This window comes from Flexivirga oryzae (assembly GCF_014190805.1).
Lineage (GTDB): Bacteria > Actinomycetota > Actinomycetes > Actinomycetales > Dermatophilaceae > Flexivirga > Flexivirga oryzae.
In genome coordinates this window covers 689659-702942 of record NZ_JACHVQ010000002.1, presented here as the reverse complement: position 1 = coordinate 702942, position 13284 = coordinate 689659, and the positions used below count along the sequence as shown (strand labels likewise).

The window sequence follows — 13284 nt, the reverse complement described above, 5'->3', positions numbered from 1 at the left end:
ACAACGAAAGGATCTGACGATCATGGAAGGTGCACGACCGGTCCGCGCCCCGCGCGGTACGACCCTCACCGCCCAGTCCTGGGCCACCGAGGCGCCGATGCGCATGCTGATGAACAACCTCGACCCGGAGGTCGCCGAGCACCCCGACGACCTGGTCGTCTACGGCGGCACCGGCCGCGCCGCCCGCGACTGGCGGTCCTTCGACGCGATGGTCCGCACCCTGCAGGGCCTCAAGGCCGACGAGACCATGCTGGTGCAGTCCGGCCGCCCGGTCGGCGTCATGCAGACCCACGAGTGGGCGCCGCGCGTGCTCATCGCCAACTCCAATCTCGTTCCCGACTGGGCGAACTGGCCGGAGTTCCGCCGGCTGGAGCAGCTCGGCCTGACGATGTACGGGCAGATGACCGCCGGTTCCTGGATCTACATCGGTACCCAGGGCATCGTGCAGGGCACCTACGAGACCTTCGCCGCGGTCGCGGAGAAGCGCTTCAACGGCACGCTCGCCGGCACCCTGACACTGACCGGCGGGTGTGGCGGCATGGGCGGCGCGCAGCCGCTCGCCGTCACCCTCAACGACGGAGCCTGCCTGATCGTCGACGTCGACGAGTCACGGCTGCGCCGCCGCGTCGAGCACCGTTACCTCGACGAGGTCGCCGACGATCTGGACGACGCGATCGAGAAGGCCGTCGCGGCCAAGAACGAGCGCCGCGCCTGGTCCGTGGGTGTCGTCGGCAACGCCGCCGAGATCTTCCCCGAGTTGCTGCGTCGCGGTGTGCCGATCGACATCGTCACCGACCAGACCAGCGCCCACGACCCGCTCTCCTATCTGCCGGAAGGCATTTCGCCGGATGACTGGCACGACTACGCCGCCAAGAAGCCGGAGGAGTTCACCGACCGCTCCCGCGAGTCGATGGCCAAGCACGTGCAGGCCATGGTGGAGTTCCAGGACGGCGGCGCCGAGGTCTTCGACTACGGCAATTCCATCCGCGACGAGGCACGCAAGGGCGGCTACGAGCGGGCCTTCGAGTTCCCCGGCTTCGTGCCGGCATACATCCGCCCGCTGTTCTGCGAGGGCAAGGGCCCGTTCCGCTGGGCGGCGCTGTCCGGTGACCCGAAGGACATCTACGCGACCGACAAGGCCGTGATGGATCTGTTCCCCGACAACGACCGCCTGCAGAAGTGGATGCGCGGCGCCAAGGAGAAGATCGCCTTCCAGGGGCTGCCGGCCCGTATCTGCTGGCTCGGATACGGCGAGCGTGACAAGGCCGGACTCGCGTTCAACGACCTGGTCGCCCGCGGTGAGGTCAGCGCACCGATCGTGATCGGCCGCGACCACCTGGACTGCGGATCGGTCGCGTCGCCATACCGTGAAACCGAAGCGATGGCAGACGGTTCCGACGCGATCGCCGACTGGCCGCTGCTCAACGCGCTGGTCAACACCAGCTCCGGTGCGAGCTGGGTGTCGCTCCACCACGGCGGCGGTGTCGGCATCGGCCGTTCCATCCACGCCGGCCAGGTCTCCCTGGCGGACGGCACTCCGCTCGCCGCGCAGAAACTGGCCCGCGTGCTCACCAACGACCCGGGCATGGGCGTCATCCGCCACGTCGACGCGGGTTACGACATCGCCGAGGACGTCGCGACCGAGCGCGGCGTGCGCGTCCCGATGCGCGAGGGCTGACCCGGCGATGAGCACCGAGTCGCTTGCCCCCGAGGTGCCCGCGGAGCCGACCGGCGCGGTCGAGAAGCACTCGATCGACTGGATCCCCCCGGAGGACCGGCACGGGTCCGTGCGCAACCTCTTCTCGGTATGGTTCGCCGCGAACATGCAGATCACCACCGTGGTGACCGGCGCGCTCGCGGTGATCATCGGGTTGTCGCTGCCGTGGGCGCTGCTCGCGATCGTGGTCGGCAACGCGTTCGGTGCGATCTTCATGGCGCTGCACTCGGCGCAGGGGCCGAAGCTCGGCATCCCCCAGATGATCCAGAGCAGAGCGCAGTTCGGCTTCTACGGTGCGATCCTGCCGCTGATCCTGGTGCTGCTGATGTACCTCGGCTTCTTCGCCAGCAGCGGCGTGCTCGGTGGTCAGGCCCTGTCCGCGTGGACCGGGCTGGGCCTCGTGCCGTCGATCCTGATCGTCAGCGCCGTGTGCACGGTCGCGGCCGTGCTCGGCTACCGCTGGATCCACGCCATGGAGCGAGTGATCAGTGTCTGTGCGGTGCTCGGCTTCCTCTACCTGTCCTTCCGGTTGCTGCAGCAGCACGACATCGGTAACGCGTGGCACGCTGGGTCCTTCTCGTTCGGGACATTCCTGCTGGCGGTCGCGATCGCGGCCACCTGGCAGATCACCTTCGCGCCGTACGTCGCCGACTACTCGCGTTACCTGCCGGAGGACACGAGCGCGCGGGCGTCCTTCGGGTGGACGTATGCCGGGTCGTTCATCGGCACCGTGTGGATGATGGCGTTCGGCTCGATCGCCGCAGCACTCGCGTCGAAGTCCTTCGGCGACAACTCGGTGTCGTTCGTGGTCGACCTGGCCCCCGGTGGCGCGCAGTGGGTCTTCTACATCATCCTGCTGCTCGGGGTGCTGGCCATCAACACGCTGAACCTCTACGGCGCGTTCATGTCGACGACAACCACCACGTCGGCGGTCGTGAAACTGAAGATGGGCACCGGTGTTCGCGCGAGCTTCGTCATCGTCACCGCGGTTGTCGGCTCGCTGATCGCAGTGCTCGGGCACTCCAACTTCGTGCCCAACTTCGAGAACTTCATCCTCTTCCTCGCCTACTTCCTGATCCCGTGGACCGCGATCAATCTGGTCGACTTCTACCTGGTCCGGCGGGAGCGCTACGACATTCCGTCGATCCTGGACCGCGGCGGGCTCTACCCGGACTGGAGTTGGCCGGCGCTGCTGGCCTACGTGCTCGGTGTGATCGTCGAGGTGCCCTTCATGAGCACCACGTTCTACACCGGCCCGATGGTCGACCACCTCGGCGGCGCGGACATCTCCTGGATCCTCGGGCTGATCGTGTCTGCCGCCGTGTACGCCGCCTTCCGGGGGCACATCGTGGCCGGTGAGGCCAAGTGGTACACCGAGCGCGCGGAGGTGAAGGCGTGAGCGATTTCGACCGGATGTGGTCCGACCTGCAGCCGGTGGGTCGCGCGACGACCGGCGGTTACCGGCGCTTCGCCTGGACCGCGGAGGACCACACGCTGCGCGAGTGGTTCGCCGCCGAGGCGCAGGCACGCGGCCTGGACCTGACCCAGGACCGGATGGGCAACCAGTGGGCCTGGTGGGGTGACCCGGACCGTGACGGCCCCGGCGTGGTCGTCGGCTCGCACCTGGACTCGGTGCCCGACGGTGGGGCGTACGACGGGCCGCTCGGGGTGGTCTCCGCCTTCGCGGCGGTCGATGCGCTGCGGGCCAGGGGATTCCAGCCGACCCGACCCATCGCCGTCGTCAACTTCGGTGACGAGGAAGGTGCTCGGTTCGGCGTCGCCTGCGCCGGATCACGCGTCATCAGCGGCGCCATGACGGCGGAGCGGGCGCTCGGCCTGACCGATGCCGACGGTGTCAGCATGGCCGAGGCGTTGCGCGCTGCCGGTCGTGCACCCGACACCATCGGCCGTGACGACGAAACCCTGCGTCGCATCGGCCAGTTCGTCGAGCTCCATGTCGAACAGGGTCGTGCGCTCGCCGATCTGGACCCGGCCACTTCGGCCGTCGCGGTCGGCACCGACATCTGGCCGCACGGCCGGTGGCGGATCGACCTGCCCGGTACCGCGAACCACGCCGGCACCACGGCGCTGGCGGACCGACAGGACGCGATGCTGTCGGCTGCCGAGGTCGTCCTCGCCGCCCGGGCCGCCGCAACCGCGAACGGCTGTGTCGCCACGACCGGCAAGATCGCGGTCGAGCCGGGCGGCGTGAACGCCATACCCTCGCACGTCCGGCTGTGGCTCGACGCCCGTGGCTCGGACCAGCAGGCCGTGCGCGCAACCGTTTCCGCGGTCGAGGAGGCGGCGCGTGGGCTCGGTGGCACTCTCACCGAGGAGTCCTGGACCGACACCACGCGCTTCGACGACGAGCTGTCCGGGCGGCTCCGGCAGATCCTGGGTGAGCAGACGCCGATGCTCGGCACCGGCGCCGGTCACGACGCCGGGGTGCTCGCCACCGCCGGGGTGTCGACGTCGATGCTCTTCGTGCGCAACCCGACCGGTGTCTCCCACTCGCCGGAGGAGTTCGCCGAGCGCGACGACTGCCTGCGCGGGGTGGACGCGCTCACCGCAGTGGTGGAGGAGCTGGCTTCGTCATGACGAGCTATTGGGCCGAATACGCACTGTTGCCAAGCGGAATCGCGCACGATGTGCGCTTCACGCTCGCCGGCGACGTCTTCGACCGGATCGAGGCCGGGCAGCCGCACGGCGATGCGCACCGCCTGCCCGGCGTCGTCCTGCCCGGTTTCGCCAACACACACAGCCACGCGTTCCACCGGGCGCTGCGCGGCCGCACGCACGCCGAGGGCGGCACCTTCTGGACCTGGCGGTCCCGGATGTATGACGCAGCGGCGCGTCTCACCCCGGACAACTACCTGAAGCTCGCCCGGGCGGCGTACGCCGAGATGGCGCTGTCGGGCATCACCAGTGTGGGCGAGTTCCACTATGTCCACCACAACCCGGACGGCACGCCCTACGACAACCCCAACGCGATGGGCGAGGCGCTGCAGCAGGCGGCGCGCGACGCCGGTGTGCGACTGACGCTGCTCGACACCTGTTATCTCGCAGGCGGTTTGACCGCCGACGGGCACGTGCCGCTCGAGCCCGAACAGTCGCGCTTCGGCGACGGTGACGTCTCTCGCTGGGCGGAGCGGGTCTCCCAGCTGTGGGACGACGCGACCAACCGGGTGGGCACGGCGATCCACTCCGTGCGGGCCGTGCCGCGCGACCAACTGCGGGAGTTCGTCCAGTACAAGCACTTCGGGCAGACGCTGCCGACGACCCACGCGCACGTGTCGGAGCAGCCGGCGGAGAACGAAGCGTGCCTGGCGTTCTACGGCATGACGCCGGTGCAGTTGCTCGCCGAGGCGGGCGTCGTGGACGACGACTTCACCGCGGTGCACGCCACGCACCTCACCGACGGCGACATCAAGACGCTGGGCGGGGCAGCTTCGATCGCATCGTTCTGCCCGACCACCGAGCGCGACCTCGCCGACGGCATCGGACCGTCCCGCGAACTGCTCGACGCGGGAGCCCGATTGAGCCTCGGCTCGGATCAGCACGCCGTCATCGACATGTTCGAGGAGGTCCGTGGCCTTGAGTCGCACGAACGGCTGCGGACGCTGCACCGCGGCCGCCTCATGCCGGAGGAGCTGCTGTCGGCCGCGACCGCACACGACACGGTCGGCTGGAGCGAGGCCGGGTCACTGCAGATCGGCGCGAAGGCCGACCTGGTCGCCGTCGACCTCGAGTCGCCCCGCACCGCAGGGGTCCCGGCAGAATTCGTGCTCACCGCTGCCACCGCAGCCGATGTCACCGACGTGATCCGCGACGGCGAGGTCGTCGTGGGCGACCGGCAACACCGGCTGGGGGACGTCGGTCACCTGTTGACCGACGCGATCAACGACTTGTGGGAGGCACCGTGACGAGCACAGCGTGGACCGGGATCAGCGAACTGGTCACGAACGATCCGACGCATCCCGAGGCGGACGGCTCACCACTCGGGATCATCACGCAGGCCGCGGTGGTCACCGACGGCGGCAAGGTCGTGTGGGTCGGTGCCCAGCACCGATTGCCGGACGCGGACGAGCGCCGTGATCTCGGTGGGCGTGCCGTCATACCCGCCTTCGTCGACAGCCACAGTCACCTCGTCTTCGCCGGCGACCGGTCCGCGGAGTTCGCCGCGCGGATGACCGGTGAGCCGTACGACGGCGGTGGTATCGCGGTTTCCATGGCGGCCACCCGCGCGGCGACCGACGACGAGTTACGCGCCCTGGTCGGTGCACGGGTCGCCGAGCTGCACGCTCAGGGCACGGGTGTCGTGGAGATCAAGAGCGGCTACGGACTGGACGTCGACAATGAGGCGCGTGCGCTGCGCATCGCACGCGAATTCACCGACGAGACAACGTTCCTCGGTGCGCACGTGGTGCCACCTGAGTTCCGCGAAAGTGCCGGTGGGCGCGACGACTACCTCGACCTCGTGTGCGGCGACATGCTCGCCGCCTGCGCGCCGCACGCCCGCTGGATCGACGTCTTCTGCGAGCCGAACAGCGTGTACGCGTTCACCGGGGAGGAGTCCGAGCGAGTGCTGCGCGCCGGACTCGCGGCCGGTCTGGAGCTGCGCGTGCACGGCAACCAGCTGGGACACGGACCGGGTGCACGACTCGCGGTCGAGCTGGGTGCGGCAAGCGTCGACCACTGCACGTTCCTGTCCGACGCGGATGTGGACGCCCTGGCCGGATCTGCAACGGTGGCAACGCTGTTGCCGGGTGTCGAGTTCTCCACCAGGTCGCCCTACCCGGACGCCCGCCGGCTGATCGATGCCGGCGCGACCGTGGCACTGGCCAGTGACTGCAACCCCGGCACCTGCTACTCCAGCTCGATCCCGTTCGCGATCGCGGTCGCGGTGCGGGACATGGGTATGACGCCCGCCGAGGCCCTGCTCGCGGCCACGGCGGGAGCGGCGCAGTCGTTGCGGCGCACCGACATCGGCGTCATCCGCGGTGGGGCTCAGGCCGATCTCACGGTCCTCGATGCGCCGTCATACCTGCACCTGGCCTACCGTCCCGGTGTTCCTGTCGCGCGCAAGCTCACGTAGCGCGAGACCCGGGCAGGTGGCAGCCATCGCAGATCGTGATCGCTGCAGGTCCGGATCACGCCTGGTTCCCGGCCGGCCGGGCGACTGGAATGGGTGACGGCGACACGGTGTCGTCACCATCATCGAGGAGATTCCAGTATGCCTACCGTGACCGTTCTGCAGGGGCCGCGCCCCGTCGAGGTCAAGCGCGACCTGATCCGCCGCATCACCGACGCGTTCGTCGAGGTGCTCGGGATCCCGGGTGACCTCGTGCAGGTCTGGATCCAGGAGACCCCAGCTGACAGTTGGGGTGCCGACGGGGTGCTGACCGCCGACAAGTGATCGGACGTCACCGTCTCCGTGATGGCACGATGGCTTGGTGGAGTTGCGTCAGCTCGAATACTTCGTCGCCGTCGCGGAGGAGTTGCACTTCGGGCGTGCGGCGGCGAATCTGGCGATCGGCCAGCCTGCGGTCAGCCAGCAGGTCGCCCGCCTGGAGCGCGAGCTCGGAGTGCAGCTGTTCGACCGGTCGGCACGAAGGGTGCGCCTCACAGCCGCAGGCGCCCGGCTGCTGCCCGAGGCCCGGGCGGTGCTGGCAGCCGCCGATCGGGTGCGCAACGTCGCTCGTTCCGGTGTGGAACGGCCGTCACAGACGCTCCGGCTCGGCAGCAGCGCGGGCATGGGAAGCAGGCTGACCGGCGTGCTCGGAGCGCTGTCCGACCTGCTTCCGGCGACCACCACCAAACTCGTGCGAGCGCCGGCCCGCGCCCGGCTCGCCCGAGTGGCGAGCGGCCAGCTGGACGCGGCCTTCGTCCGGGGTGTGACCAGCGCCGGTGGCGTCGAGTTGATCGAGGTCTGGCAGGACCGCCTGCTGGCCGTGCTGCCGGCGTCATACCCGATCGGCGAGGACGCGACGGTCCGGTTGGCCGACCTGGCCGCGCTGCCGTTGCGGATCGTGCCGCGCCAGCGGAACGCCCCACTGTTCGATCTGGTGATGGAAAGGTGCGCGGCAGCCGGATTCGCGCCGACGCTCGGCGAACACCTGGGTTCTCTCGACGACCTGATCGCGGCGGTGGGCTCGGGCAGCCCGAGCTGGACGGTGATCTACCAACCCGAGGCGGACACCCTGCGGCATCCGTCGGTGCAGTTCGTCCCGACCGAGCCGGCTCTGCTGATGCCCACCGCTCTGGCGGTGCCGGAGACGGCGACCTCCCGCCAGGTGGCGCCGCTCCTGCGCGCCTGCGCCGCGGCCGGAGCCGGCGATCACGAAACCTGAGCGCGTCACGAATCAGGAAGGTGCACAACAGATGAGAGCAGCGATCCCCGACGGACGAGGGTCGATCGCATGGGCCGACGTTCCGGAGCCGCGTGTCGGCAGGCACGACGTGCTCGTCGCGGTCGAGGCGTACTCCGTCAACCGCGGCGAGACGTTCCTGCTCGACGCGCCCCCGGACGGGTGGCGACCGGGCAAGGACGTGGCCGGTGCCGTCCTCGACGTGGGCGCCGAGGTCACCGCGCTGGCCGTGGGACAGCGTGTCGTCGCGCACCCCGAGCACTCCGGCTGGGCCGAGCGGGTCGGCGTACCGGCGGACCGGGTGGCTGCACTCCCGGACTCGATCCCGAGCCGGACAGCGGCCGCGCTGCCGCTGGCGGGTCTCACCGCGCTGCGGCTGATCCGAACGATCGGCGAGATCCCAGGACGCACAATGCTGTTCACCGGTGCGTCGGGAGGAGTTGGCCACTACTTCGTGGAGCTCGCTGCCGGGCTCGGAGCCCGCGTGACGGTGATGTGTTCGTCGGTCGACCGTGGGCAGCGGCTGCTCGCACTCGGCGCCGAACAGCTGGTGACCGACATCTCCGACGCAGCGGGCCCGTTCGACGTTGTGATCGAGAGCGTCGGCGGCGACCTCTTCGCGGCCACCTGGCGCCTGCTGCGGACCCGTGGCCTGCTCGTCTGGATGGGACAGGCGAGTCACACCCGGCCGACGATCGACTTCTTCGACTGGACCGGCGGCGCGAACGCCACGATGCGCAAGTTCCTCTACTCGGAGTCCGACGTGAGTGACGCTGCCGACCTGGCCACCCTCGTGCGGCTCGTGGCGTCCGGCCGGTTGCACCCGGAGATCACCGCGGTGGCGGACTGGACCGACACCGCGTCGGTCATCACCGACCTGCTCGCCCGCCGGGTCCGAGGGAACGCCGTGCTGGAAGTGACGCGTATGGCCACGACGGATCCGAGCACACCGACCACCTCGAGGTGAACACATGAGGTCGTACGACGAACTGGTGGACGAGGCAGCGCACGTCGACGTGTCCGGGTGGGACTTCTCCTGGCTGGACGGACGAGCCGTCGAGGAGCGGCCGGGCTGGGGCTACGCCGGCCTGCTCGCGACCGCACTGTCCGAAGTGGGCAGCGGGCTGGATCTGCAGACCGGTGGGGGAGAGGTGGTCGACTCCGTAGCACGGCTGCCCGACCGCATGGCGGTGACCGAGGGATGGTCACCGAACGCTGCGGCAGCCCGGAATCGGTTGGGTCCCAGGGGTGTCCAGGTGGTGGAGGTCGCCGAGGGTGCACCGCTGCCGTGGCCGGACGCGTCGTTCGAGCTGGTGTCCTCCCGGCATCCGGTGCGCGCACCGTGGCCGGAGATCGCACGCGTGTTGCGTCCCGGCGGGCGCTACCTCGCCCAGCACGTCGGACCTGCATCGGCGTTCGAACTCATCGAATGGTTCACCGGGCCGTTGCCGACGGAGGTGCGCGAGGGTCGTCATCCCCGCCACGACCGGGCGGGAGCGACGGCCGCCGGCCTGGTGGTGGACGAGATCCGCAGCGCACGCTGCCGGATGGAGTTCTTCGACATCGGTGCCGTGGTGTACATCCTGCGCAAGTGCGTGTGGTGGGTGCCCGACTTCAGCGTCGAGCGGTATGACGCGCGCCTGCGCGAGCTCGACGCACACCTGCGCCGGCACGGCACGTTCGTCGCGCACTCCACCAGGCTGCTGGTCCGCGCCCACAAGCCGGACTGAAGGCCCCCTCGTCCCACAGGGCGGTCGATCACGAAAACCGATCGCTGCGAGACTGATTGGCGTCTCGATCAGCGCGGCGAGATGGCGTCGAATGGTGGCAACGAAAGGCGAGACACGCCATACAGGAGGCACAACCATGTCCACCCAGACCATCGAAGCGCGCGACGTCGTCCAGGCATATCTGAAGGCGCTGGTCGCCGGTGACCTCGAGAGGATCGCCGACAGTTTCACCGAGGACGCCACCTGGACCCTGTATGGCGGGCTGCCGTTGTCGGGGGTGCGCCGGGGTCGGCAGGCGATCGTCGACTTCCTGACGAGCGCCGTCGCGCTCTTCGTGCCGGGCACCCTGACGTTCACCTTCGGCGACATCACGGCCGAGCACGATCGGGCGGTGCTCGAGTGGCGAGCCCGCGGCACCGCCACCGCCACCGGCAAGGAGTACGACAACGAGTACTGCGGGGTCTTCGTCGTCCGGGACGGCCGGATCAGTGAGGTCCGCGAGTACCTTGACACCCAGCACGTCGCCGAGACCTTGTTCGCAGAGGCTGCCTGAGATGCACCGCGACCTGCAGCAGGACGACTCGGAGCATCACGCGCCGGTTCAGCGAAGGTGCAGCCGCCAGTAGGCGAACTCCTGCACCCCGGAGGTCGTGCCGATGCGTCGCTCGATGCGCTCGGTCCCGCCGCGGGTGAACGGCACCGGATCGCGGAAGTACGGCGCGTCCCACACGAAGGTGTGGAACTCGCCATACTCACCGCACGGATCGCAGCCCTCGGGCAGGGCATCGACGAAGGCTCGGTCGACCGCCACGCCGAGGTGGCTCGGCCCGAGCACGGACGCATCGACGACCACAATCAGCGCCTGGATCCCGGTGGTGAGGAAGTCTTCGACGCATTCGCGCGGCGACATACCCCACAACGGTTCGATGACCTCGACCCCCAGCGGTCCGAACTGGGCCTGCTTGTGCCGCAACACATCCGAGTGCTCGAGGTCCCCGAACGCGAAGCCCGCGATGCCTTCCGCGCGGAGCAGTCGCGCCTGCGCGTCCATCGCCTCGACATACCCGTCAAGACCGGCACCGGCGAGCTCGACAACGCGCAGCGGGAGACCGATCGCCTCCGCCTGCGAGCGCAGCAGCGCCGTGGGGAGGCCGTGCACGGTGGACTCGCCCTTCGACGCGTGCACGGTGGTCAGCAGGCAGCGCACGTCGTACCGCTCGTCGGCCAGCAACCGACCGAGCGCGTGTGCGGAGTCCTTGCCGCCGCTCCAGTGGAAGGCCACGGGGATGGGGGTCATGGGTCCATCGTCCCGCGACCGCGCCGGGCGGTCGTTGCCCGGACGCGGCTCAGTACGTCGTGTGCGCGCTCAGATCGCTGATGAAGCTCTCGAAGACGTTCTTCTTCGCCGCGAAACCGGCCTTCGTGCCGCACACCCCGGTGAACGTCAGCGCGAAGTCGCCGTTGCGATAGGCGAGGAACTGCGCCCGGCCCTTGCCGTAGTCGGCCACATCCTCCTCGAACTTCGCCGTGGTGATGCCGTTCAGGCCGGTGACGACATTGGGCAGGGTGTGCTGCTTCTGCGCCCCGGCAACGTATTTCGGCTTGGGCTTGCCCGGGAACGCCTGGCCGGTCCGGTCCGCGGTGTGCTCGAGCACCCCGCGCGAGTCCGGCTGCGGCTGGGTGCCGATGCCCGCCGGCTGGTCGAGGAGCACGGCGCACCGGCCGCCGATCGACCACTCGGACTGGCCGGAGCCGACATTGGTCACCTTCTTCCAGCTGGACGGCACACGCCGGACGAGCCAGGTGAGGTCCTGCGGTGGTGCACCGGCGATGATCTTGCCCTTGAGCTCGTCCTGGGACGCGCTGCTGCCGGACGGTGACGCGGTGGTCTTGGTCGCGTCGGCCTTGGTCGCGGTCGTCTTGCTCGGCGCGGCCGTGGTGGTCCTGCTCGGTGTGGCCGCCGTGCTCGTGGTGGATGCCGCCGGCGTGGTTGCCCCGCTGCCGGTGCCCGACCCGGCGGTGCTGGAGCCGTTGCAGCCCGCCAGCGCACCGGCGGTCACCGCCACCGCGGCAATGGTCGAAATTCCCCTGATTCTCATTCTCCCCATACCGAGACCATACGTGTTGCGTGCCCGAACCACCCGTTCCCCGGCCGTCAGAGCCAGTTGCGTCGTTTGAAGGCGACATACAGAACGACCGCGATCGCCACCATCAGGGCCGTGCTGAACCAGAACCCCCAGACCTCACCGAAGCCCGGGTAGGGGATGTTCTGTCCGTACCACCCGGTGATCGCGGTCGGCACGGCGATGATCGCCGCCCAGGAGGTCAGCTTCTTCATCACGTTGTTGAGGGCGGCGTCACCGAGGGCGAGGTTGGTGTCCTGGACCGACTCGATCGTGTCGCGCAGCGACTCCGACCACTCCGCGACCCGCATCGTGTGGTCGTAGAGGTCCTCGTAGTAGGGCAGCAGTTCGTGATGCTCGGGGTCGGTGCGGCGCAGCATGGTGGTGACGACCTCACGCATCGGCAGGGTCACCCGCCGCATCCGGCTGATCCGCTTGTGCAGGGTGAATGCCTTCCGGGCGATCGCCGGACCGGCGTGCTGCTGGTCGAAGAGGCCGCTCTCCAGATCGTCGACGGCGTCGTCGATGCGCGTCATCACCTCGAAGTAGTCGTCGACCACCGTGTCGAGGATGGCGTGCAGCAGGGCCTTGGCGCCGAGCCGCACCAGGTCGTCGTCCGCGGAGAAGGTCTCCTCGACCGTGTCGATCGGGAAGTCGTTGCCGAGGCGGACCGTCACCACGGCACGCGGCAACACGATGATCGACAGGCGGTGCAGGTCGTCGTCCTCCGCCATACCCTCCACGGTGAAACAGGTGACGAAGAAATAGTCGTGGAAACGCACGGCTTTCGGCCGCTCGCGCTCCCCGAGAGCATCCTCGACGGTGTGCTTGTCCAGGCCGATCGCGTCGGCGAGCTCCTGCACGTCGTCGGGTTTCGGGTCGAGCAGATCGACCCAGGTGAGGGTGCCGTCCTCGGCCAGCAGCTTCGGCAGCTCACTCAGCGGCAGGTCGTGTTCACCGGTGGCGCCACCGCGCCACACGCGTGTGCGGCGCTCGCAGGTCATCAGCCCTGCTTGATGCTGTAGCTCACCTTGTCGCCGTCGACCTTGTTGACGACCGCGGTGATCTTCTGCGTCTTGCCGTCGATCGAGACCGTGCAGGACGTGGTCGCCTTCACCTTGGCCTTCAGGTCGTCGTCGCACTTGACGTCGCCGACCTTGGACCCGGTCGCCGCGGCGGCCACCTTCTCCTTGATCTGCGACTCGAGGTCGCTCTTCTTGACGACCTTGCCACCGCAGCCGGCGAGCAGGCCGACGACCGCGAGGGCAGCGGTGAGACCTGTCGCGCCGCGACGCACTGATTTCTTCCTGGAACCTTCTGCTGTCACGCGCATCACCCGCGCGAGT

The 13284-nt window shown here is 69.2% G+C and carries 14 protein-coding genes; 10 read left to right on the top strand and 4 right to left on the bottom strand.

Annotated elements, in window-relative coordinates; translation table 11 throughout:
- Positions 1-22 precede the first annotated feature (22 nt).
- The 10 genes from hutU (at position 23) to FHU39_RS16285 (ending at position 10368) form a co-directional block, all read left to right on the top strand.
- On the top strand, positions 23-1678 hold the full coding sequence (gene hutU / locus FHU39_RS16330) for a urocanate hydratase (protein WP_183321624.1): 1656 nt from the start codon (positions 23-25) through the stop codon (positions 1676-1678).
- Between the two features lie 7 nt (positions 1679-1685).
- Complete coding sequence (locus tag FHU39_RS16325) at positions 1686-3116, top strand: purine-cytosine permease family protein (protein ID WP_183321623.1); 1431 nt, start codon at positions 1686-1688, stop codon at positions 3114-3116.
- Positions 3117-3130: 14 nt separating this feature from the next.
- Positions 3131-4315 (top strand): allantoate amidohydrolase, encoded by a 1185-nt coding sequence (locus FHU39_RS16320; protein WP_183321794.1) that lies wholly within the window; start codon positions 3131-3133, stop codon positions 4313-4315.
- The gene (locus FHU39_RS16315; RefSeq protein WP_183321622.1) at positions 4312-5640 is read left to right on the top strand and encodes a formimidoylglutamate deiminase; all 1329 of its coding nucleotides are present in this window, start codon (positions 4312-4314) and stop codon (positions 5638-5640) included. Before FHU39_RS16320 ends, FHU39_RS16315 begins: the two co-directional genes overlap by 4 nt.
- Positions 5637-6812 carry an imidazolonepropionase gene (gene hutI, locus FHU39_RS16310; RefSeq protein WP_183321621.1) on the top strand — a complete coding sequence of 392 codons (1176 nt, stop codon included), beginning with the start codon at positions 5637-5639 and terminating at the stop codon, positions 6810-6812. The genes FHU39_RS16315 and hutI overlap by 4 nt, the downstream gene beginning before the upstream one ends.
- Positions 6813-6950: 138 nt before the next feature.
- Positions 6951-7133 (top strand): tautomerase family protein, encoded by a 183-nt coding sequence (locus tag FHU39_RS16305; protein WP_183321620.1) that lies wholly within the window; start codon positions 6951-6953, stop codon positions 7131-7133.
- Between the two features lie 37 nt (positions 7134-7170).
- Positions 7171-8067 carry a LysR family transcriptional regulator gene (locus tag FHU39_RS16300; RefSeq protein WP_183321619.1) on the top strand — a complete coding sequence of 299 codons (897 nt, stop codon included), beginning with the start codon at positions 7171-7173 and terminating at the stop codon, positions 8065-8067.
- Between the two features lie 31 nt (positions 8068-8098).
- Complete coding sequence (locus FHU39_RS16295) at positions 8099-9052, top strand: zinc-binding dehydrogenase (protein ID WP_183321618.1); 954 nt, start codon at positions 8099-8101, stop codon at positions 9050-9052.
- Between the two features lie 4 nt (positions 9053-9056).
- Entirely contained in the window at positions 9057-9815 is a 759-nt protein-coding gene (locus FHU39_RS16290; protein WP_183321617.1) for a methyltransferase domain-containing protein, read from the top strand.
- Positions 9816-9951: 136 nt separating this feature from the next.
- Positions 9952-10368, top strand: coding sequence for a nuclear transport factor 2 family protein (locus FHU39_RS16285; RefSeq protein ID WP_183321616.1), 417 nt, complete (start codon positions 9952-9954; stop codon positions 10366-10368).
- A 48-nt stretch (positions 10369-10416) separates the two neighbouring features.
- Here FHU39_RS16285 and FHU39_RS16280 read toward each other — a convergent pair whose 3' ends face one another.
- The 4 genes from FHU39_RS16280 to FHU39_RS16265 are packed head-to-tail and all read right to left on the bottom strand — an operon-like array spanning position 10417 to position 13265.
- The gene (locus FHU39_RS16280; protein ID WP_183321615.1) at positions 10417-11112 is read right to left on the bottom strand and encodes a Dph6-related ATP pyrophosphatase; all 696 of its coding nucleotides are present in this window, start codon (positions 11110-11112) and stop codon (positions 10417-10419) included.
- Positions 11113-11161: 49 nt separating this feature from the next.
- Entirely contained in the window at positions 11162-11923 is a 762-nt protein-coding gene (locus FHU39_RS16275) for a hypothetical protein (protein ID WP_183321614.1), read from the bottom strand.
- 47 nt (positions 11924-11970) lie between these two features.
- The gene (locus FHU39_RS16270; protein ID WP_183321613.1) at positions 11971-12942 is read right to left on the bottom strand and encodes a magnesium transporter CorA family protein; all 972 of its coding nucleotides are present in this window, start codon (positions 12940-12942) and stop codon (positions 11971-11973) included.
- A complete protein-coding gene (locus tag FHU39_RS16265) occupies positions 12942-13265 on the bottom strand; it encodes a DUF4333 domain-containing protein (RefSeq protein ID WP_221185565.1) in 324 nt (107 codons plus the stop codon). Before FHU39_RS16265 ends, FHU39_RS16270 begins: the two co-directional genes overlap by 1 nt.
- Positions 13266-13284: the final 19 nt, after the last annotated feature.

Bases quoted from the DNA above. Each gene is read 5' to 3' on its own strand.
- hutU (WP_183321624.1), top strand. From the start codon at position 23: ATGGAAGGTGCACGACCGGTCCGCGCCCCGCGCGGTACGACCCTCACC.
- FHU39_RS16325 (WP_183321623.1), top strand. From the start codon at position 1,686: ATGAGCACCGAGTCGCTTGCCCCCGAGGTGCCCGCGGAGCCGACCGGC.
- FHU39_RS16320 (WP_183321794.1), top strand. From the start codon at position 3,131: ATGTGGTCCGACCTGCAGCCGGTGGGTCGCGCGACGACCGGCGGTTAC.
- FHU39_RS16315 (WP_183321622.1), top strand. From the start codon at position 4,312: ATGACGAGCTATTGGGCCGAATACGCACTGTTGCCAAGCGGAATCGCG.
- FHU39_RS16305 (WP_183321620.1), top strand. From the start codon at position 6,951: ATGCCTACCGTGACCGTTCTGCAGGGGCCGCGCCCCGTCGAGGTCAAG.
- FHU39_RS16295 (WP_183321618.1), top strand. From the start codon at position 8,099: ATGAGAGCAGCGATCCCCGACGGACGAGGGTCGATCGCATGGGCCGAC.
- FHU39_RS16290 (WP_183321617.1), top strand. From the start codon at position 9,057: ATGAGGTCGTACGACGAACTGGTGGACGAGGCAGCGCACGTCGACGTG.
- FHU39_RS16285 (WP_183321616.1), top strand. From the start codon at position 9,952: ATGTCCACCCAGACCATCGAAGCGCGCGACGTCGTCCAGGCATATCTG.
- FHU39_RS16280 (WP_183321615.1), bottom strand. From the start codon at position 11,112: ATGACCCCCATCCCCGTGGCCTTCCACTGGAGCGGCGGCAAGGACTCC.
- FHU39_RS16275 (WP_183321614.1), bottom strand. From the start codon at position 11,923: ATGGGGAGAATGAGAATCAGGGGAATTTCGACCATTGCCGCGGTGGCG.
- FHU39_RS16270 (WP_183321613.1), bottom strand. From the start codon at position 12,942: ATGACCTGCGAGCGCCGCACACGCGTGTGGCGCGGTGGCGCCACCGGT.